This is a genomic window from Pseudomonas sp. 43mfcvi1.1 (genome assembly GCF_900115935.1).
Lineage (GTDB): Bacteria > Pseudomonadota > Gammaproteobacteria > Pseudomonadales > Pseudomonadaceae > Aquipseudomonas > Aquipseudomonas bijieensis.
The window spans coordinates 19,668-40,385 of sequence record NZ_UETT01000006.1 but is presented as its reverse complement, the minus strand read 5'-3'; the positions used below and the strand labels follow the sequence as shown (position 1 = coordinate 40,385).

The 20,718-nt window shown below is 59.9% G+C and carries 14 protein-coding genes; 7 read left to right on the top strand and 7 right to left on the bottom strand.

Going from position 1 to position 20,718, the window contains the following annotated elements:
• The first annotated feature begins 32 nt into the window (after positions 1-32).
• From DTP52_RS13140 to DTP52_RS13110, 6 genes are all read left to right on the top strand, one after another.
• Complete coding sequence (locus DTP52_RS13140; protein ID WP_109753752.1) at positions 33-2,324, top strand: EAL domain-containing protein; 2,292 nt, start codon at positions 33-35, stop codon at positions 2,322-2,324.
• Entirely contained in the window at positions 2,321-4,195 is a 1,875-nt protein-coding gene (locus tag DTP52_RS13135) for an EAL domain-containing protein (protein ID WP_109753751.1), read from the top strand. The genes DTP52_RS13140 and DTP52_RS13135 overlap by 4 nt, the downstream gene beginning before the upstream one ends.
• 43 nt (positions 4,196-4,238) lie before the next feature.
• The gene (locus DTP52_RS13130) at positions 4,239-5,198 is read left to right on the top strand and encodes a cytochrome-c peroxidase (protein ID WP_109753750.1); all 960 of its coding nucleotides are present in this window, start codon (positions 4,239-4,241) and stop codon (positions 5,196-5,198) included.
• Entirely contained in the window at positions 5,195-6,997 is a 1,803-nt protein-coding gene (locus DTP52_RS13125) for a DAHL domain-containing protein (protein WP_109753749.1), read from the top strand. Before DTP52_RS13130 ends, DTP52_RS13125 begins: the two co-directional genes overlap by 4 nt.
• Positions 6,994-8,400: an ATP-binding protein gene (locus tag DTP52_RS13120; protein WP_109753748.1), complete on the top strand. Its 1,407-nt coding sequence runs from the start codon at positions 6,994-6,996 to the stop codon at positions 8,398-8,400. The genes DTP52_RS13125 and DTP52_RS13120 overlap by 4 nt, the downstream gene beginning before the upstream one ends.
• A gap of 224 nt (positions 8,401-8,624) precedes the next feature.
• Positions 8,625-10,244, top strand: coding sequence for an FMN-binding glutamate synthase family protein (locus DTP52_RS13110; RefSeq protein ID WP_109753747.1), 1,620 nt, complete (start codon positions 8,625-8,627; stop codon positions 10,242-10,244).
• On the opposite strand, the gene DTP52_RS13105 is transcribed toward DTP52_RS13110, so the two are convergent.
• From DTP52_RS13105 to DTP52_RS13090, 3 genes are all read right to left on the bottom strand, one after another.
• Entirely contained in the window at positions 10,165-11,811 is a 1,647-nt protein-coding gene (locus DTP52_RS13105) for a glycosyltransferase family 39 protein (RefSeq protein WP_256594256.1), read from the bottom strand. The genes DTP52_RS13110 and DTP52_RS13105 overlap by 80 nt on opposite strands.
• 240 nt (positions 11,812-12,051) lie before the next feature.
• Positions 12,052-13,473, bottom strand: a complete 1,422-nt coding sequence (locus tag DTP52_RS13100; protein ID WP_109753745.1) for an amino acid permease — start codon at positions 13,471-13,473, stop codon at positions 12,052-12,054.
• A 596-nt stretch (positions 13,474-14,069) separates the two neighbouring features.
• Complete coding sequence (locus tag DTP52_RS13090) at positions 14,070-14,528, bottom strand: transposase (RefSeq protein ID WP_109753743.1); 459 nt, start codon at positions 14,526-14,528, stop codon at positions 14,070-14,072.
• A gap of 367 nt (positions 14,529-14,895) precedes the next feature.
• Here DTP52_RS13090 and DTP52_RS13085 point away from each other — a divergent pair, with 367 nt between their 5' ends.
• A complete protein-coding gene (locus DTP52_RS13085) occupies positions 14,896-18,003 on the top strand; it encodes a transglycosylase domain-containing protein (RefSeq protein WP_109753742.1) in 3,108 nt (1,035 codons plus the stop codon).
• Between the two features lie 174 nt (positions 18,004-18,177).
• Here the strand turns inward: DTP52_RS13085 and DTP52_RS13080 are convergent, their stop codons facing one another.
• The 4 genes from DTP52_RS13080 to DTP52_RS13065 form a co-directional block, all read right to left on the bottom strand.
• A complete protein-coding gene (locus DTP52_RS13080; protein ID WP_109753741.1) occupies positions 18,178-18,687 on the bottom strand; it encodes a CS1 type fimbrial major subunit in 510 nt (169 codons plus the stop codon).
• Between the two features lie 55 nt (positions 18,688-18,742).
• Positions 18,743-19,234, bottom strand: a complete 492-nt coding sequence (locus DTP52_RS13075) for a CS1 type fimbrial major subunit (RefSeq protein WP_109753740.1) — start codon at positions 19,232-19,234, stop codon at positions 18,743-18,745.
• Positions 19,235-19,364: 130 nt separating this feature from the next.
• Positions 19,365-19,892, bottom strand: coding sequence for a CS1 type fimbrial major subunit (locus DTP52_RS13070; protein WP_371925591.1), 528 nt, complete (start codon positions 19,890-19,892; stop codon positions 19,365-19,367).
• 41 nt (positions 19,893-19,933) lie between these two features.
• Positions 19,934-20,677: a pilus assembly protein gene (locus DTP52_RS13065; RefSeq protein ID WP_109753739.1), complete on the bottom strand. Its 744-nt coding sequence runs from the start codon at positions 20,675-20,677 to the stop codon at positions 19,934-19,936.
• Positions 20,678-20,718: the final 41 nt, after the last annotated feature.

The following is a 20,718-nucleotide window of genomic DNA, read 5'->3' as shown; positions in this document are numbered from 1 at the left end:
TTCTATAGTCCGCATCAAGACGGTGCACGGCCATGAGCCTGCCGTTGGATAAAACCAATCGGCGGATCCTGATCGTCGATGACACCCCGACCATCCATGAGGATTTTCGCAAGATCCTCAGCCCCCAGATGAACGCCGAAGACAACCTGAGCAGCGCTGAAGAGGCCCTGTTCGGCGCGCCGGTGGCCGTCGCCAGCACCAGTTTCGTGCTCGAATCGGCGTTCCAGGGCATGGAAGCCTTGAACAAGGTCGAAACGGCGCTGGCCCAGGGGCAGCCCTTCGCCATGGCGTTCATCGACATGCGCATGCCGCCGGGCTGGGACGGCCTGGAAACCATCGAACGGCTTTGGCGCGCCGACCCCAAGCTGCAAGTGGCCCTGTGCACGGCCTACTCGGATTATTCCTGGGAAGACATCGCCGATCGCCTGGACCTGGGCGACCGCTTGCTCATCCTGAAAAAACCCTTCGACGCCATCGAGATCCGCCAGATGGCCAGTACCTTGACCGTCAAATGGCAGATGACCGAGGACGCGGCGCTGAAAATGGACATGCTCGAGCGCGCAGTCGAGGAGCGCACCCGGGAACTGGCCGACGCCAACATCATTGTGCAGAACAGCCCGACCATTCTCTATCGCCTGCGGGGCGAGCCACCGTTTCCATTGATGTACATCTCCCACAACATCACCAAGTTCGGTCATTCCGCGGCGCAACTGACCAACGCGCCGGATTGGGCGCAAACCCTGATCCACCCCGACGACCAGGACAAAGTCCATGAGGCCATGGTCCGCGTCCTGGACCGCGACACCGCGGGGGCTTCCATCGAGTTTCGCATGCGCACCGGCGACGACACGTTCCGCTGGGTGGAGAACCGCTACATACCGGTGCGCAACGATCAGGGCCTGTTGCTGGAAGTGGAAGGCATCATCCTCGACATCACCGAGCGCAAGCTGGCCGAAGAGAAGATCGCCCTGCTGGCCCGCACCGACGGCCTGACCGGGCTGGCCAACCGTGCCACGGTGATCGAGCGCCTGCACCAGGCCTTCGCCGCCGCTCGTCGGGGAGCGGCGCCGTTTGCCATGTTCTACCTGGACCTGGACCACTTCAAACGGATCAACGATACCTTGGGCCACCCCATCGGTGACCTGCTGTTGCAGGAAGTCGCCGCCCGGATCAAGGCCTGTACCCGGGAAAACGACGTGGTGGCGCGCCTGGGCGGCGATGAATTCGCCCTGCTGCAACTGGACGTCCATGAAGCGACCCACTGCGCCGCGCTGGCGGCCAAGATCCGCGATGCCCTCGTGGCGCCGTACTCCCTGGACGGCAACGATGTGCGGATCTCGGTGAGCATTGGCATCGCCCTGTACACCCCGCAGAGCCTGAGTGCCGACAGCCTGATGGCGCAGTCCGACATGGCCCTGTACCGTTCCAAGGAAAAGGGCCGCAACCAGTACCATTTCCATAACGAGGAGATCAATCAGGAGGTTACCGACCGGGTCGCCCTCGCCAACGACCTGCGCCAAGCGGTCGAAAACAACGAGCTGCACCTGCACTATCTGCCGGAAGTCGACCTTGGCACCGGCAAGATCCTCGGCATGGGCGTGCAAGTGCGCTGGAACCACCCCGAACGTGGCTGGCTGGAGCCGGCGGCCTTCATGCCGGCCGCCGAGAAGACCGGGATCATCATTGGCCTGGGGCATTGGGTGCTGGACCAGGCCTGCCAACAGATGCGCCAGTGGCGCGACCAGGGCATGGCGCCCCCGGTGATCGCCATCGACCTGTCCCTGACCCAACTCAAGACCGGCCCGGAACTGATCTACGATGTGCTGCGCACCACCGCGCGCTGGGAACTGGCGCCCTGGGACCTGCGCTTCGACGTCACCGAAGCCACCCTCGCCCAGACCAAGTGGACCCACAACGACGTCTTGCCACGCCTCTGCGAATTGGGCGTGCAGATCGCCATCGATGACTTCGGCACCGAGTACTCCTCGTTCGATTACCTCAAGACCTACCGGGTCAACCACCTCAAGCTCGCCCAGCGTTTCCTCGACAGCGCCAACGCCGACCCCGAGAACGCCACGACGCTGCGGGCGATCATCAACTTCGCCCGGGACGTGGGCATCGGAATCATCGCCGAGGGCGTCGAGACCCAGGAGCAGCGCACTACGCTGATGTCCAGTGGCGGAGCGATGCAGGCCCAGGGGCATTACTTCAGTACCGTGGTCGACAGCGGCCAGGCCGCCGAACTGCTCAAGGCCGGCACCATCGTTCCGGCGACGGACCACTGGACTCGACCTGCGAGCCAGCTATCGGAGAGCAATCCATGAACCCCATGTCGGTCCCTGCCAACCGGCGGATCCTGGTGGTGGACGATACGCCGGCAATCCATCAGGACTTTCGCAAGATCCTCAGCCCCAGCGCCGGCGGCGATGACTCGCTGGACGACACCGAGAGCCTGCTGTTCGGCACCCCGCAGGTCAACCGGCTGCAATTCCAGATCGACTCGGCCTATCAGGGTGAAGAAGCGCTGGAACTGGTCAAGCGCGCCCAGGCCGAAGGCCAGCCCTATGCGCTGGTGTTCGCCGACATGCGCATGCCCCCGGGCTGGGACGGCCTGCAAACCATCGAGCAACTGTGGAAAGCCGACCCGCGCCTGCAAATCGCCCTGTGCACGGCGTTCTCGGATTATTCCTGGGAAACCATGTCCGAACGGATCGAGTTCGACGACCAACTGCTGATCCTCAAGAAACCCTTCGACACCCTGGAAATCCGTCAGATGGCCAGCGCCATGACCTGGAAATGGCAACTGGCCCAGGATGCCGCGAGGAAAATGCGCAGCCTGGAGCGCACGATTGAAGAGCGGGTCCAGGAACTGCTCAAGGTGTCTCACTTGTTGCAGTACGACGTGCTCACCGAGCTGCCCAACAGCATGTTGCTCGGCGATCGCCTGACCCAGGCAATGGCCCAGTGTCGCCGACATGACCGGCAACTGGCGGTGATGTTCATCGGCCTGGACCGTTTCAAGCGCGTCAATAACGCGCTGGGACATCCGGTGGGCGACGAAATGCTCAAGCGGGTGGCCCGGGGGCTGGCAACCGTGGTGCGTGAATCCGATTCGGTGTTCCGCTACGGCTCGGATGAATTCGTGGTAATCGCGGGGGACATCGTCGACGCGCAGCAAACCAAAGGCGTGGCCGAAAAACTGCTGGCGGCCATCAGCACCCCGCAGCCCATTGACGGCCATGACCTGAGCGTCACCGCCAGCCTGGGCATCAGCGTGTACCCAACCGACGGTTTCGACGCCGTGGCGCTGATCAAGAAAGCCGAGACGGCGATGCGCAACGTCAAGGAAACCGGGCCCAACGACTACCGTTTCTTCACCGAAGACATGAACCGCCGGGCGCGGCAGCAGCAGACCATCGAATCCGGCCTGCGCCTGGGCCTGCAACGCAAGGAATTCGTGTTGCATTACCAACCCAAGCTCGACCTCAAGAGCGGCAAGGTGGTGGGGGTCGAGGCACTGGTACGCTGGAACAGGCCGGATCATGGCCTGGTCTATCCGTCGGATTTCATTCCGGTCGCCGAGGACAGTGGCCTGATCGTTCCGCTGAGCCAATGGGTGCTTCAGGAAGCCTGCCAACAGGCCTGCCGTTGGCAAGCCCAGGGAATGCGGCCGCTGTACTTGTCGGTGAACATCTCGGCCATCGATTTTCGCCAGCGCGGCTTCGTCGACGGCATTGCCCGCACCCTCAAGGAAACCGGCCTGGACCCGACACAGTTAGAACTGGAGATCACTGAAAGCGTACTGATGCAGAACGTCGATACCACGGTCGCCATCCTCAAGGCCATCAAGCAACTGGGGATACGCCTGGCCATCGACGACTTCGGCACCGGCTATTCGAGCCTGAGCTACCTGCAGAAATTTCCGGTGGATGTGTTGAAGATCGACCAGTCGTTCGTCGGTGACCTGAGCATCGACAGCAACGACGCCAAGCTGGTGAGCACCATCATCAGCCTGGGCAAGAGCCTGAACCTGCACATCATTGCCGAAGGTGTGGAGACCCTCGAGCAATTGGAGTTTCTCAAGAAACACCAATGCGAGGAGGTCCAGGGTTATTACTTCAGCAAGGCCGTGGAACCGCAGGCCTTCGCCGACTGGATGATCGAGTGGGAAAAACGCCAGAACCCGTTTTCGTGAACACCTGAGTGTCATCAACCAAAGTTTCAAGGAAAGCATCCCCATGGCGTCACATGGACTGATTCTGGCTCTCGGCCTGCTCGTGGGATCAAGCGTGACCGCTCACGCCGAACCACTGGACGAACCCCTCAAGCCCCTGCCCCCGATTCCGACCCTGGACCCCAAGCGCGTCCAGTTGGGGCTGCGGCTGTTCAACGACCCACGGCTGTCGGTGAACAACACCCTGTCCTGCGCCAGTTGCCATCGCCTGGACAAGGGTGGCGCCGACGACAAACCGTTTTCCCTGGGCTTCGACGGCAAGCCCGTGGAAGTCAATACGCCCACCGTGTTCAATGCCGGCCTGAACTTCCACCAGTTCTGGGATGGCCGCGTCGACACCTTGGAAGAACAGGTCCATGCGGTCGTGACCAGCCCGGTGGAAATGGGCAGTACCTGGGAATCCGTCGTCAAGCGCATCGCCGATGACCCAGGCTATGCCAAGGACTTCAAGGACGCTTACCCCGACGGCGTGACCAAACCCAATATCCAAGGCGCGCTGGCGGATTACGAGCGCACCTTGCAGACGCCCAATTCGCGCTTCGACCAATACCTGCTGGGCAATACCGACATCCTCACGCCCCGGGAGAAGTTCGGTTACCAGCGTTTCAAGGAGTACGGCTGTATCGCTTGCCATCAAGGCGTGAACATCGGCGGCAACATGTTCCAGAAGTTCGGGGTCATGGGCGACTACATCAAGGACCGGGGCAACCCCACCCGAGCCGACGAAGGACGCTTCAACATCACTGGCGATGAAGCGGACCGCCAGGTTTTCAAGGTGCCCAGCCTGCGCAACGTGGCCGTCACCGCGCCGTATTTCCACGATGCGTCGGCGCCGACCCTGGAACATGCGGTGGAGGTGATGTTCAAGTACCAACTGGGGCGTGAGCCGCTCAAGAACGATACGACCCTGATCGTCGAGTTTCTCAAGACGCTGACCGGTGAATCGGGGGGCAAGCCTCTATGACAACTCTCCGTCGCCTCGGTCTTGCGTTCATCGGCCTGTTGCTGGCTTCAGTCCTGCTGTTCATGTACATCAATTCAGGAGCCCAGCAGGCCGCCTCGTACATTGAGTCCCGGGACCTGATCCGCCAGCTCAAGCAGCAAGACGCCATCTGGGACAACGAGGTGCTCAAGTCGCGGATCGCCCTGACCCACAACTACGACCCCCTGGTTTCGCCCCTGCATGAAATGACACGCCTGTGGCATCGTCTCGACGCCATCGAATCGGAGCCCGGGCGCCACAAGTCGTCCCTATGGGAAGCCCAACGTGACGAGTACCTCAAGGCGGTCAAGGAAAAAACCCGACTGGTGGAGCAGTTCAAATCCCACAACGCGGTGCTGCGCAACTCCATGGCCTTCCTGCCCACGGCAGAGGACGACATCCAGGCGCAATTCGCCCGGCTGAACGACACCGAGCGGCTGCAGCTGCAAAGCGTCGCCATCGACACCTACGACCTGTTGCTCAGCAGCATGGAATTCGCCCAGCTCAGCACCCCGGAGGTGGCTGCCGAGGTGCTGCTGGGCCTGAACAGGCTGGACGTCAACAAGGAACGCATGCCGCAGGGGCTGCAAGGCCCCGTTGACATCCTGAGCAGGCACATCGCGCTGATCCTGCGCGAACAACCACGGGTCAATGAGTTGTTGCAGGGCATCGAAGCGGTCCCCTTGGCCAATCGCCTGGACACCATTACCGACCTGCTGGAGAAGGACCAGAGCAAAGCCGCGGCCAAGTACGAGCGTAACCACGTCTACCTGCTGGTGTTCGCCACAGTCCTGGTATTGATACTGATCTGGCTGGCGATCCGCCTGGTACGCAGCTTCGCCGAGATCAAAAGGGTCAACAATGCCCTGCAAACCGCCAACGATGAGCTGGAACAACGGGTCGAAGAACGCACCCGCCAGCTCAAGGACACCCAGAGCGAATTGATGGACACCGCCCGCCAGGCCGGCATGGCGGAAATCGCCACCAACGTGCTGCACAACGTCGGCAACGTCCTCAACAGCGTGAACATCTCCGCCGACCTGGTCAGCCGCAAACTGCGCAGCAGCAAGGCCTTGGGGCTGGGCAAGGCGATGCAACTGATCAACGAACACGCCGATGACCTCGGCCACTTCCTCACCCAAGACGAGAAAGGCAAGTTGCTGCCCGGCTACCTCAACCAACTGGTCGAGGCTATCGCCCTCGAGCAGCAGGGCCTGACCGACGAACTGGCCCAGTTGAGCAAGAGCGTGGACCACATCAAGGACATCGTCTCCACCCAGCAATCCTATGCCGGGGCCAACAGCCTGCTGGAACCCTTGGTGGTCAGTGAACTGCTCGAAGATGCCTTGCGCATGAACTCGGGCGCCCTGACCCGCCACCATGTTACGGTGATCAAGGAATACGGCGAGGTGCCGCGGATCATGGGCGACAAACACCGCTTGCTGTTGATCCTGATCAACCTGATCAGTAATGCCAAATACGCCATGGCTGGGGTTTCCAATCATGCGCGGAACATGACCCTGAAGGCCGCCGTCATCGATGGCGAGACCTTGCAAATCAGCGTCAAGGACGAAGGCGAAGGTATCCCGGAGGAAAACATGACGCGCATCTTCGCCCACGGTTTTACCACGCGTAAGGAAGGCCACGGTTTTGGCCTGCACAGCTGCGCACTGGCGGCCATTGAAATGAACGGCCACCTCACCGCCCACAGTGAGGGGCCTGGAAAGGGAGCAACGTTCCAACTCCAGGTGCCCCTGAAACTCGCAGAAGGTGAGCCATGAACAGCCTGAGTAACCGCCGCATCCTGCTGATCGACGATACACCCGCCATTCATGAAGATTTCCGCAAGATCCTCACCCCGGAGGATGACAGCAACGCCGACTTGCTTGACATGGAAAGCGCATTGTTCGGCGAAGCACCGAAACCTGCCGCCACCGTGTTCGAACTCGACTCGGCCTATGGCGGGCAGGAAGGCCTGAACAAATTGCTGGAGGCGGCAGCGAAAGAGCGCCCTTATGCCCTGGCGTTTGTCGACATGCGTATGCCCGAAGGCTGGGATGGCGCCAAGACCATCGAAGAACTCTGGAAGCGCGACCCGCAGTTGCAGGTGGTGGTCTGCACGGCGTATTCGGATTATTCCTGGGATGAACTGCTCGACCGTCTCAACGGCCACGACCGGTTGCTGATCCTGAAAAAACCCTTCGATAACATCGAAGTCCAGCAGATGGCCAATACCCTGACCACCAAATGGGAAATGACCTCTCGCGCCCAATTGAAAATGAACAAGCTCGAAGACCTGGTGGAACAACGGACCCTGGCGTTCAAACAGGCCAGCGAGCTGCTGCAAATGGAAATCGACGAACGCAAGATGCTGGAAACCCAACTGGTGCAGTCGGAAAAACTTGCCTCGCTGGGTCAGTTGGCAGCCGGGGTGGCCCACGAAATCAACAACCCGATCGGCTTCATTTCTTCCAACCTGGGGGCCTTGGACGGCTACTTCGGCAAACTCCAGGAAATGCTCAGCGCCTACGGCAGTGCCGAGGAAGCCATCGCCTCGCCGGAACTGGTGGTGAACTTGAGAAAGCTGCGCGAACAGGTGGAGCTGGATTTCCTGGTCGAGGACATTCCCTTGCTGATCAAGGAATCCAAGGATGGCATCGGCCGCGTCGGGCAGATCGTCAAGGACCTGAAGGACTTCTCCCGCGTCGATTCCAGCCAGGAATGGCAGATGGCCAATTTACAGCAGGGCATGGATTCGACGCTGAACATCGTCGCCAATGAAATCAAGTACAAGGCCGACGTGGTCAAGGAGTACACGCCGCTGCCGGAAGTGGAATGCCTACCCTCGCAGATCAACCAGGTGATCATGAACCTGATCGTCAACGCCGCCCAGGCCATCGGCCCCGAACGCGGCACCATCACCCTGCGCAACGGCGTCGCCGATGAAACCGTGTGGATCGAAGTCTCCGACAATGGCTCGGGCATCCCCCCCGAAACCTTGCAGAAAATCTTCGACCCGTTCTTCACCACCAAACCCATCGGCCAGGGCACAGGGCTGGGGCTGTCGTTGTCCTACGGCATCGTGAAAAAACACAACGGCGAGATCACGGTACGCAGTGAAGTCGGCGTCGGCACCACCTTCCGCGTGGAATTGCCGGTGCGGCAGATGAAGCAGGCGAGCTGAGCCACACCTGGGGTGAGAACACTGTAGAAGCTGTGGGAGCAAGGCTTGCCCGCGATGGGGACGACTCGGTACTTCAGAAACCGAGGCGCCTGTATCGCGAGCAAGCTTTGCTCCCACAGCCTTGCTCCCATGACAATCCCCTCGCCATAGGGTTGCCCGCCGTTTCGCTGTCAGCGCAGAATGCCTCCACCGCCTCGCCCATCGCTCACCCCCAAGGAAACCGTATGAGCCTGTCTCTGCTGAGTCGTTACGCCTTCTTTGCTGGCTGTGTCATCTTCACCCTCGCCAGCCTGCCGTTCCTGCAACACGACTGGCTCTGGCCGATCACGCTGGTGACCGGGCTGTTGAGCCTGCTGGGGTTGTTCGACCTGTTGCAAAGCCGTCACGCCGTGCGGCGCAACTATCCGATCCTGGGCAATATCCGTTACCTGGTGGAAGGCATCCGCCCGGAGATCCGCCAATACCTGCTCGAATCCGACAGCGACGCCCTGCCCTTCTCCCGGGCCCAGCGTTCACTGGTGTATTCCCGGGCCAAGAACGAAAGCGCCGACAAACCGTTCGGCACCTTGATCGACGTCTACCAGACCGGCTTCGAATTCATCGGCCATTCCATGCGCCCGGCCCCGTTGAGCGACCCCAGCGGTTTTCGCGTGACAGTCGGCGGCCCGCAGTGCACCCAGCCGTACTCGGCGTCGGTGTTCAACATCTCGGCCATGAGCTTCGGCTCCCTGAGCGCCAACGCGATCCGGGCACTGAACCAGGGCGCCAAGCTGGGCAACTTCGCCCACGACACCGGTGAAGGCAGCATCAGCCCCTACCACCGTGAACACGGCGGCGACCTGACCTGGGAGCTGGGCAGCGGCTACTTCGGCTGCCGCACCAGCGACGGGCGCTTCGACCCGGAGCGCTTCGCCGCCCAGGCGCAGAACCCGCAGGTGCGGATGATCGAAATCAAGATGAGCCAGGGCGCCAAACCCGGCCACGGCGGCATCCTGCCCAAGCACAAGGTCACCCGGGAAATCGCCGAGACCCGTGGCATCCTCATGGGCGAGGATTGTGTTTCACCGTCTCGCCATAGCGCGTTTTCCACGCCGATCGAACTGATGCAGTTCGTCCAGCAACTGCGTGAGCTGTCCGGCGGCAAACCGGTGGGCTTCAAGTTCTGCCTGGGTCACCCGTGGGAGTTCATGGGCATCGCCAAGGCCATGCTGGAAACCGGGATCCTGCCAGACTTCATCGTGGTCGACGGCAAGGAAGGCGGCACGGGCGCAGCGCCGGTGGAGTTCACCGACCACATCGGCGTGCCGCTGCGCGAAGGCCTGCTGTTCGTACACAACACCCTGGTGGGCCTGAACCTGCGGGACAAGATCAAGCTCGGCGCCAGCGGCAAGATCGTCAGCGCCTTCGACATCGCCAGCGTCCTGGCCATCGGCGCCGACTGGGCCAACGCCGCGCGCGGCTTCATGTTTGCCATCGGCTGCATCCAGTCCCAAAGCTGCCACACCAACAAATGCCCCACCGGCGTCGCCACCCAGGACACCCTGCGCCAACGCGCCCTGGTCGTCCCGGACAAGGCCCAGCGGGTCTACAACTTCCACCGCAACACCCTCAAGGCCCTGGCCGAAATGCTCGCCGCCGCCGGGCTCGAACATCCGTCGCAATTGCAGCCCAAGCATCTGGTGCGGCGGATGTCGGCCACCGAGGTGAAGTTGTTTTCTCAGTTGCATGTGTTTCTGAAGCCGGGGGAATTGCTGACGGGTGAGGTCAATGGGGCGTTTTATTCGCGGATGTGGCAGATGGCGCGGGCGGACAGTTTTGAGCCGCAGGAGGTGGTGGCTGCGTAATAGTGGCTTGATTGCCTGCCTCGGTTGAGGCAGGTGTTGCTTTGAGAATAAATAGAGAAGCAATCATCTGCCTATTCACAAGGGAGAGGGATTGATCCCAATCCTTCTCCAACAGCGGTTTGATGTCAGATAAAGATTGCGCCACTACCCACCAGCGCTTGTGCCCATGACACTTAAGTAGCTGGAAGTTGCTGAAATAGATCCAATTGGGGCCTTCAGAAATCAGGGCATAGCCGCCACGCTCAACGACCTCCAAAACGACGCTTGGGAGCAGGCGAACGTAAAACTTTGGTCGTATACCTGTTTGATTGTAATAACTGAATGGCAAATACCAGATTAAAGACTCAAGCACGATTTCATCGCCTGGTCGAACGACTTCCTGGAGTTCAGCAGCCAGCACATCGAGCCTGAAATCCCTTCGCAAATCGGTACCATTCAAGCCATCATCTTGTCGATATACCGATTGCAGACCCAGTACTTCCGCTGCCAGCACAATCATTCCGGTCAAAACCAGAACATCAGCTCGTCGCGCCAACCTATCCAGCGCTACAGCGACGACGAAAGGCACCCCAACCGCCGCGAAAACCAGATAGCGAGGGACAAACATCGGGATAGCTAATGCCACCAACACAAGGACGACAGTCGGTATAAAAAAATAGCCAATCAGTAATCCGCTGAAACGAAGCGGGGTATTGTCTTTCCAAACCAGCATTGCCGCACTTGCGGCAACTCCTATCAAAGGTAGTGCACACACAAGCAATGATTGCGTCTGCCACCCGTTCATCAAAATGAACTGCCAAACGAGACTCAGCACTGCCTGCGCTGTGACAGGCGGTATCCAATTGAGCATATAGCTGGCGGATAGCTGGTCGATAAAATGCGGCAACCAAGGCACAAACAACAGCGCAATCACACCATTGACCAACATCCAGGACCGCACGGGTAGCACTGTTTGATATTTCCCCGGTCGCCCCCACCACCAATAAAACCAATGCACTAGCACACACAGCGCGGCAAAGTAGTGGGTATAGAAAGCGGCGGTCATCAGCAATACATAGGTAACCGGGAAACGCTTTTTCCCTGGTTCTTTCACCCAACAAACCAATGCAACGGTTGCTCCCATCAACCAGAATCCGAGCAAGGTATACATCCGAGCTTCCTGGCTGTATCGAATCGAGATGGGCAGCAACGCCAATAGCAACGCAGCCACCCAGGTCGCCCTTCGCGTAGCAACCAGGCTCATCAACTTTATGCCAAGCAAGACCGTACCCACATCCGCGATCACACTCAGCGACCTGACGGCCAAAGCTCCATCACCGAACCAAGCAATCCAGTAGTGCAGCACGAGGTAATAAAGAGGTGGGTGAACGTCTCGGGCCGTAAGCGACCAGATCTGCCAAGGCTCATGCCGGGCAAGCAGTACGCTGAAAGCCTCGTCATACCAGATAGCGGGCAGCGTGATTCCGTGAAATCGCACGACGAACGCAAGGATGGTCACGGTCGCCAACGCTGAGCGGTCCAGCCGAATCAATGAGTTGTTGAGAAAACCGTTCCATAACGTTTTCACGGGCGCTCCCGATCCAACCGGCCGTTGCCTGGTGCCGTTCAATCTATGTTCTGCGCCAGCACAAGGTCTACTGTAGGTACTAACAGGTACCGGTGGCTCCATAACGCGTGGCGAGGGAATTTATCCCCGTTTGACTGCGCCGCAGGCACAAACGCTCATGAAAGATTGAGGAGGTTTCGAAGGTCCCAATGAGAAAGCCCCGATCATCAGACCGGGGCTTTGCTATACATCGCCGTCCACTTACGAAGCTGAACGCACCGAACCCTGCACATCACCCGTCGGTTGCAACTTGAAGGTATAGAACAGCGCCGTCAGCAGCACCAGGAACGCCGGGCCGACATAGAGCGCCACGCGGGTGTCGGGGAAGTACGCCATCAGACCCACCACCAGAACCAGGAACGCCAGCGCCAGGTACGAGCTGACCGGGTACAGCCACATGCGGTATTTCAGGGCCGCACGCTCTGAAGCGCTCAAGCCTTTGCGGAATTTGAGCTGGGCCAGCAGGATCATCACCCAGGTCCAGATCGCGCCGAAGGTGGCGATGGAGGTGACCCAGACGAAGACTTTTTCCGGTACCAGATAATTGAGCAGCACGCCCAGCAGCAGCGCGGCGATGGACAGCAGCAGCGCGCGGCGCGGCACGCCGTTGGCCGAAGTCTTGGCGAAACCGGCCGGGGCCTGGCCGTTCTGCGCCAGGCTGTAGAGCATCCGCCCGGTGCTGAAGATCCCACCGTTGCAGGAGGACAGCGCGGCGGTGATCACCACGAAGTTGATGATCCCGGCGGCGGTCTTGATACCCAGGCGCTCGAAGGTCATCACGAACGGGCTGCCCTGGGTGCCGATCTCGTTCCATGGGTAGATCGACAGGATCACGAACAACGCCCCGACGTAGAACAGCAGGATCCGCCAGAACACCGAGCCGATGGCGTTGGGGATGGTTTTCTGCGGGTCCTTCGCTTCACCGGCGGTCAGGCCGATCATCTCCACGCCCAGGTAGGCGAACATCACCATTTGCAGGGACATCAACACGCCCTGCACGCCATTGGGCATGAAGCCGCCGTGGGTCCAGAGGTTGGAAATGCCCAGGGCCACGCCGTCATTGCCGAACCCGAAGGCGATGATGCCGACGCCGCCGATGACCATCGCGATAATCGTCACGATCTTGATCAGGGCGAACCAGAACTCGAATTCACCGAAGGCCTTGACCGCGATCAGGTTGATCGAACCCATGCTGACCAGCGCAGCCAGGGCCCAGATCCAGCGGGGCACATCGGGAAACCAGATGCCCATGTACACCGCCACGGCGGTGATCTCCGCCACGCAGGTCACCAGCCAGAGGAACCAGTAGTTCCAACCGGTGAGAAAGCCCGCCAACGGACCAAGATAGTCCTGGGCATAGCGGCTGAACGATCCGGCCACCGGGTTATGCACGGCCATCTCACCGAGGGCGCGCATGATCACCAGGATCGCCAGGCCACCAATGATGTAGGACAGCATGATCGCCGGACCGGCCATTTCGATGGCCTTGGCCGAGCCGAGGAACAGCCCGACACCGATGCAGGCGCCAAGCGCCATCAGGCGGATATGCCGCTCACCGAGTTCACGTTTGAGCGGACCGCCCTGGGCGGTCTCGCCATGGGGCAGATGATTGCCGACAGGCATAGGGATAACCTCGTCTTGTTATTGGATTAGCCACCGAGTATCCAAGGCCACAGGCCGATAAGCCTGCAACCTTGCCGAAACCGGGTCTGTCTTGTGGGCAGACCGTCCTGTGGAACAACACCCTCAGGATCAGCGGGCCATGCAGTATAAAAAGCCAGGGATAGAGAGTTTCACTGTAAAACCTGGTAAATCCAGGGATAAGCCTAAGTTGGAATCCGGTTTTGCAGAGGCCTTGTCTGGAATAGAGGTCATTCAGAAAACGGCGCCGAGTATTGCACAACGATGGTGCAACGTCTTGCCTGGGTACAGGCAGATGGCTCTGGTGCAAGGTTTTCAGACAGTTCTCCTTGTGATGCGGAGATTAATCTGTGGCGAGGGGATTTATCCCCGCTGGGCTGCGCAGCAGCCCCAATACAGGCAACTCAGTCTGCCTGATACACCGAGGGGCCTTTTAGGGGCCGCTGCGCAGCCCAGCGGGGATAAATCCCCTCGCCACAGATGAGTTCCATCACAACTGGTAAATCCCACCACAACAGATAAATTCCCTCTCCACAGGAAAACCATATTTTCCTGTCCAAACAGGGAGCATGAGGGCTTCACAGCCATGCGGTATCCCAGAGCGGGTAATCCCCGATACATTCCACCAGCCCAGCCCGAATCGGATTGGCGATGATGTAGTCGGCGCTGGGGCGCAGCTCTTCATTGTCACGAATCGCGCGGTCATGAAAGCCACTTTGCCAAAGCGGACCAGTGGCTCCGATCATGCTATTGACGCTATGGGTACAGCGAGCTTTGGTAGCGCCGATGACACGACTCAGATGGCCCTCGTGGATTTGCAGCAACCAATGGAAATGATCCGGCATCACCACCCAGGCTAAAGAGCTCACCAGACCCGAATCATGGGCACGTTTGAATTCTGCAACCAATAGTCTTCCAACCTTCCAGTTGGCAAAAACAGGACGTCGTTGATGAACAACAGCAGTCACCAGATAAGCTCGTCCTGGCTCGGAATAACGACCTCGACGCAAGCGATGGGAATTGGGGTGTGGATGCATTCCTTGCTTCCTTTGAAGGGGTTTGAATGCAGCCTAGCCATGCCGCTGGTTTGTCGACGCTGCAAAGGTCGAGCGAAATTTCCGAGACTTGCGTAATCCCTATGATGAGAGGGATTTATCTGTGGCGAGGGGATTTACCCCCGCTGGACTGCGAAGCAGTCCCCCCAGATGAAATCCGGTATGTCTGAACAAATTGAATTGTCTGCATTGGGGCTGCCTCGCAGCCCAGCGGGGATAAATCCCCTCGCCACAAAGAAATGCCACTGGTCATGACAGACCAGGGCCAACAATTTCCCCTCCCCCCACGCCAACCACCGTCTAAGCTTCAAGCAAGTCCGATCAATCTGCGTGAATGGATCAGTCGACTATGGGCGCTTTGTGGCAAACCGATTCGAATGAACCTATGGTCCCGACTGAACGTATGGAAGAAGCGCCTTTACCTCAAAAAAAACGCCGCGCACGGCATGGCTGGCGGGCATTCTGGTTGTTGTTGCTGATTATCGTGGTGGTGGTCGGCCTGGCGGTGGCCAAGGAGATGCGCACGTCGCGGTTTCAGGCCCGGGAGCTCAGCAAGTACGCCGCGTCCCTGAACTATGCGGTGCAGCCAGGGCCCAGCGATGCCATCGTCTACCCTGGCGCGGGCCCGTTCGACCGACGCCTGGGCTACAGCGCGCTGGGGGAATTCCTGCCGCGCTTGCTCAAGCGCGACTACGTGATCCAGGCCCAGGCGCGGTTTTCGCCGGCGCTGATGGGCTACGTCGAAAAAGGCCTGTTCGTGCCCTATGCGGAAAAGATCCAGGCCGGGCTGACCATCACCGATTGCCGCGCCGCACCGGTCTATCAGTTCAAGTACCCGCAGCAACTGTATGCGAACTTCGAGGCGATCCCGCCCGTGGTGGTGCAGAGCCTGTTGTTTATCGAGAACCGCTTTCTGCTCGACCCCAAGCAACCGCTGGCAAACCCGGCAGTGGACTGGCCACGTTTCGCCATGGCGGCCTGGTCGCAAGTCGCCAAGCTGTTGAGCCTGCCGGGGCAGTCCGCCGGCGGCAGCACGCTGGCGACACAGCTGGAAAAATACCGTCACTCTCCCGAGGGCCTCACGGTGTCGGGCGGGGAGAAAATCCGCCAGATGATTTCCGCCAGTGTGCGGGCCTACCAGGCCGGCCCGCAAACCCTCGAGGCGCGGCAACGGATCATCCGCGACTACCTCAACAGCGTGCCGCTCTCCGCCGTGCCGGGGCACGGTGAAGTCCATGGCATGGCGGAAGGCTTGCGAGTCTGGTACGGCACCGATTTCAAGCGGGCCAATGAACGCCTGTTCAGTACCGCCAACGACCCCAAGAGCCTGGCGGAAAAAGGCCTGGCCCTGCGGGAAATGCTGTCGTTGATGATCGCCCAGCGCCGCCCGTCCCATTACCTGTCCAAGGGCCACGATGAACTGGCGCGCCTGACCGACAGCCACATCCGGCTACTGGCGCAGAACGGCGTGATCGATGCGGCGCTGTCCGAGGCAGCCCTGGCGAGCAAGGTCAGTTATCGCGACTGGGTCCAGGACCCGACGGTCCAGCCCAACGAAACCAACAAGGGTATCAGCGCCGCCCGCAGTCGCCTCGCCACGCTGCTCAATCGCCCGCTGTACGACCTTGATCGTCTGGACCTCTCGGCCACCAGCACCTTGCAAAGCGACTTGCAGGCCCAGGCCACCGAGTACCTCAAGCGCTTGGCCGACCCGGCCTTCGCGACCGAGATCGGCCTGATGGGCGAACGCCTGCTGACTCCCACCAGCACCACCCAGGTGCGCTACAGCTTCACCCTGCTGGAACTGACCCCCGATGGCTCGCGCGTGCGGGTGCAGACCGACAGCACCGACCAGCCCTTCGACATCAACGAAGGCAGCAAACTGGAGCTGGGTTCCACCGCCAAGCTGCGGGTGCTCACCACCTACCTGCAAATCATCGCCGAACTGCACGAACGTTATGCCCAGCAGACCCCGGCGGCGTTGAAGAAAACCGAGATCGCCGAACAGGACCGCCTTTCCCGCTGGGCCGTCGACTACCTGGTCCAGAACAGCGACCGCAGCCTGCCGAAAATGCTCGAGGCGGCGCTGGATCGCACGTATTCCGCCAGCCCTGGCGAGGCGTTCTTCACTGGCGGCGGGCTGCATACCTTCCACAACTTCCGCAAGGAAGACGACGGTCGCATGCCCACGCTGCGTGACTCCTTGCGCGAATCGATCAACCTGCCCTTCATCCGCCTGATGCGCGACCTGGTGCGCTACGCCACCTATGCCGGCCCCAATAACAGCTCCGAGCTGCTCAAGGACGACAAGGACCCGCGCCGCCAGGAATACCTGGCCCAGTTCGCCGACCGCGAAGGCACTTCGTTCCTGCTCAGGTTCTGGAAGAAGTACCAGAAAAAGGACACCGGCCAGCGCCTGGAAACCTTCCTCGACGGCATGCGTCCTACGGCGATCCGCCTGGCCGCCGTGCACCGCTATTTCTTTCCCAACGACAGCCAGGAGAGCTTCAACCGCTTCGTGCGCGCGCACTTGAAGTCGGCCAAGAGCGCCGAAAAACTCACCGACGAACGCCTGGAGCGGCTCTACCAGAGCTACGGCCCCGGCGCCTATGACCTGCCGGACCAGGGTTTCATCGCCAAGGTCCACCCGCTGGACCTGTGGTTGATGGGCTACCTGCTGAACAACCCCGACGCCAAGTTCAGCCAGATCGTCAAGGCCAGTGAGTTCGAGCGTCAGGAGGTCTACAGCTGGCTGTTCAAAAGCCGGCACAAGAGCGCCCGGGACAGTCGCATCCGCACCATGCTGGAGATCGAAGCGTTCCTGGATATCCACCAGCGCTGGCAACAAGTCGGCTATCCGTTCGACCATCTGGTGCCGTCGCTGGCCACTGCCATCGGCAGCTCCGGCGACCGCCCCGCTGCCCTGGCGGAACTGGTGGGCACCATCCTCAACGACGGCATCCGGCAGCCGGCGCTGCGCATCGACAGCCTGGACTTTGCCGTCAATACGCCCTACGAAACGCGGTTGGTCAACGACCCGGACAACGGCAAGCGCGTGATGCCGGTGGAAGTGGCCCAGGCCCTGCGCGGTGCGCTGTCCCAGGTGGTGGACGCCGGCACCGCGAAACGCGTGGCCGGCAGTTTCAAACTGGCCGACGGTACGCCGCTGGCCATGGGCGGCAAGACCGGCACCGGCGACAACCGTATCGAAGCCGTCGGTTCCGGTGGACGGGTGATCAGCTCCAAATCGATCAACCGCACCGCCACCTTCGTGTTCTATATCGGCGACAGCCACTTCGGCACCCTCACCGCCTTCGTCCCGGGGGCTTCGGCGCAGAACTTCAAGTTCACCTCGGCTTTGCCCGTGCAGGTGCTCAAGGGCATGGCGCCGTTTCTCTCGCCGTACTTGCAACCGGGCAGCCAGACCCAGTGCAAGCCGTTGGTGGCAAGCCAGTAAGTTACGACACATGTGGATGTAGGAGCTGACGAGTGTAACGAGGCTGCGATCTTGTCCCAGACAGTTGAGTCACAAGCGAAAAATCAAGATCAAAAGATCGCAGCCTCCGGCAGCTCCTACAGAGCACTCTCTCGCCACAGAGCACTCGCAGCCTTATCGATGTGGCGCGGTGAGTTACAGGCTGACCCGAGGGACCGCGTCGAAAATCACGGTGAAGTCTGCGTTATACATGCCAGGTGAGAGTGGACGAGTAGGCGAGTTCGCAACAACGACACGCATGTCCGCCTGGGTACCGGGCGTGGACGTGGCATCGTCCACGACTTCCTGAGGTAGGTTGTCCAGAGGTACATCGTTGAACAAAACCCTCAGGCTCACAATATCTATACCATTGCTCAAATGGACGGCCCCGGTGCTCGCGCCACCCTCGATGTAGGCGTGGACCGAACCCTCGGTGTTCTTCACGTCAAAGGTGTGACGCAAAGAGGTGAACTTGTAGGTCAGGGGGTTGTAATACATGTATTCGTCCTTACCGAACTCCGGATCCCGTGGCTGCACATGAAACTGCTTGTTCGGAATGTTCGCGGTGATATGGATGGCTGCGCGAGCATCATCAGCCGCCAACACTAATGAAGGGCTCAGGGCTGCAATAACCAGGGCCGTTACGGATACTATTTTTTTAAACATACTTGCTCTTCTTCTGATTAATAAACGAAGTACAGACTCCCCGTGGCGCGGTGAGTTACAGGCTAACCCGAGGGACCGCGTCGAAAATCACGGTGATAAGCCCGGTGTAAAGACCTGACTGGCTGGAATTAATCGGGAACGGCGCGAAGATGTGCATCTCGGCCTGTGTACCTGGCGTGGACGTGGCGTCGTCCACCACTTCCTGCGGTATGCCAGTGAACAGGGGAACATTGTTGAACATGACCGCAATGACAATCTGATTCGAGCCATTGTCCAGCCAGGAATTCCCCTCAACGTAGGCATGGACCGAACCCTCGGTGTTCTTCACATCGAAGATCTGGCGCACCGGGGACAATTTTCTGGTCACCGGGTTGTAATGCATGACCTCGTCCTTGCCGAACTCCGGATCCCGTGGCTGCACATGAAACTGCTTGTTCGGAATGTTGGCGGTGATGTGAATCGAGGAGCGAGCATCATCGGCCGCAAAACCTGGCGCAGGGCTCAGGGCAGCACCCAGAGCAGTAACAAAAACCATTTTTTTCAACATGTGTAGCTCCTTTTTTTATAGTAAGTAAAACCCCTGGCGAGGGCGCTTGCTCAAGCGTCCTCGCCACGGGGTTTGGTGCAAATGCTCGACTCCCTGAGCCTCACCACTCCACGCTCTTGCATCGACAGCCCTACGGCGCGGTGGCGTCGAACACCATGTGCACCGTGCCGTAGTAGTCGCCTGGCTTGTAGTCGTCATCGGGCTTGATGGCGGCGATGACCAGCGGCACCTGGCGCCCGGGCCGGGCCTCGGTGGCCGAGACCACTTGGGCCGAATTCAGGGTCAGTTCGACGTTGTTGAATGTCACTCGCAAGTCAATGCGATCACGCCCATTGGACAAGTACGCCTCTTCCCCCAGGCGCGCGCCGATGGAGCCGTTGCTGTTCTTCACCTCGTAGGTCGCCCGCAAGGGGCTGAGGTCGGTGGTGATGGTGCTGAAGGGCAAGCGTTGTTCGCGCTGGACCAGTTGCGGGTCCAGCGGCAACACATAGAAGTCGACTGTCGGGATGGTCACGTAGAGTTCGAACGTTTCCCGCTCCACCGCGCCCCAGGCCGCAGCCCCTGGCAATATCAATGCGCTCAATGCGAAGGGGCGTAACACCGACTTGAACAACAATGCCTTGAACAACAACGCCTTGAACAATAGGGTCTTGAACATTCTGATTACCTCTGGCGACGACGGTTCGGCGACGGCGGCCATCAACCTTTGATCTCGACGTTTTTTGTCTTGCTGCCTTCGACCAGTGTGAAGCGGTATTCACGCCCCGCTTCCTTGTCGAACGAAAAGCTCTGGCCGCTCTTGACGTGATGCTTGGTGGTTGGCTTGCAGTCGTTCTCTTTCTGCGCCACACAGTCCTTGAACTCATCGATCACCAACACCGTGTTGCCGTTATTGCGCAAGTGGTAACGGCTGGCGCTGTTATCGATCACGGTCTCGTAACGGGTGTCCTTGGGCCGCACGAAAAACACCGTGCCGTAGCCGGCCAAGACCTTGACCCCCGCCTCCACGCGTTCCTTTTTATATTCCTCGCGTTCTTCGGCGCTGATGGCGAACTCGTCTTCGGCTTCCGGCACCACCGGCACGAAACGCACGCGGAAGTAACGTTCCTTGTCGCGGTTGCCCATGAACACCAACCGTGTTCCCTGCACACCGTTGGCCGGCACGATCAGCCGCGCCGGGCTGGCCATCAGGCCATCTTTGGCTTGGGCACTGTCCTGGTTTTTCAGGGGCACTTCCTGATAGGTACCGTCCTCGTTGTAGATGATTTCCAGGATGTTGACCTTGACGAACGCCGTGGACGTCCCGCCGTTGAACACCCGTTTCATGTAAGTCGTTTTGTCGCCGTCCAGGTAGTCGTACACCACCCCCACGCCAATCTGCGGCCCAGCCTGGGCCACGCCGCAAAACAGATAGATCCCAACCCATGCCAATAGATGTTTCATCGCTGTTCCAACCTCATGCAGTAAACACAACTCATTGAATT

Excerpts from the sequence above, each read along its gene's own strand:
- DTP52_RS13135 (WP_109753751.1), top strand. The coding sequence starts at position 2,321 with ATGAACCCCATGTCGGTCCCTGCCAACCGGCGGATCCTGGTGGTGGAC.
- DTP52_RS13090 (WP_109753743.1), bottom strand. The coding sequence starts at position 14,528 with ATGCATCCACACCCCAATTCCCATCGCTTGCGTCGAGGTCGTTATTCC.
- DTP52_RS13080 (WP_109753741.1), bottom strand. The coding sequence starts at position 18,687 with ATGTTTAAAAAAATAGTATCCGTAACGGCCCTGGTTATTGCAGCCCTG.
- DTP52_RS13070 (WP_371925591.1), bottom strand. The coding sequence starts at position 19,892 with ATGTTCAAGACCCTATTGTTCAAGGCGTTGTTGTTCAAGGCATTGTTG.
- DTP52_RS13125 (WP_109753749.1), top strand. The coding sequence starts at position 5,195 with ATGACAACTCTCCGTCGCCTCGGTCTTGCGTTCATCGGCCTGTTGCTG.
- DTP52_RS13085 (WP_109753742.1), top strand. The coding sequence starts at position 14,896 with ATGGGCGCTTTGTGGCAAACCGATTCGAATGAACCTATGGTCCCGACT.
- DTP52_RS13120 (WP_109753748.1), top strand. The coding sequence starts at position 6,994 with ATGAACAGCCTGAGTAACCGCCGCATCCTGCTGATCGACGATACACCC.
- DTP52_RS13130 (WP_109753750.1), top strand. The coding sequence starts at position 4,239 with ATGGCGTCACATGGACTGATTCTGGCTCTCGGCCTGCTCGTGGGATCA.
- DTP52_RS13075 (WP_109753740.1), bottom strand. The coding sequence starts at position 19,234 with ATGTTGAAAAAAATGGTTTTTGTTACTGCTCTGGGTGCTGCCCTGAGC.
- DTP52_RS13100 (WP_109753745.1), bottom strand. The coding sequence starts at position 13,473 with ATGCCTGTCGGCAATCATCTGCCCCATGGCGAGACCGCCCAGGGCGGT.
- DTP52_RS13140 (WP_109753752.1), top strand. The coding sequence starts at position 33 with ATGAGCCTGCCGTTGGATAAAACCAATCGGCGGATCCTGATCGTCGAT.
- DTP52_RS13065 (WP_109753739.1), bottom strand. The coding sequence starts at position 20,677 with ATGAAACATCTATTGGCATGGGTTGGGATCTATCTGTTTTGCGGCGTG.
- DTP52_RS13110 (WP_109753747.1), top strand. The coding sequence starts at position 8,625 with ATGAGCCTGTCTCTGCTGAGTCGTTACGCCTTCTTTGCTGGCTGTGTC.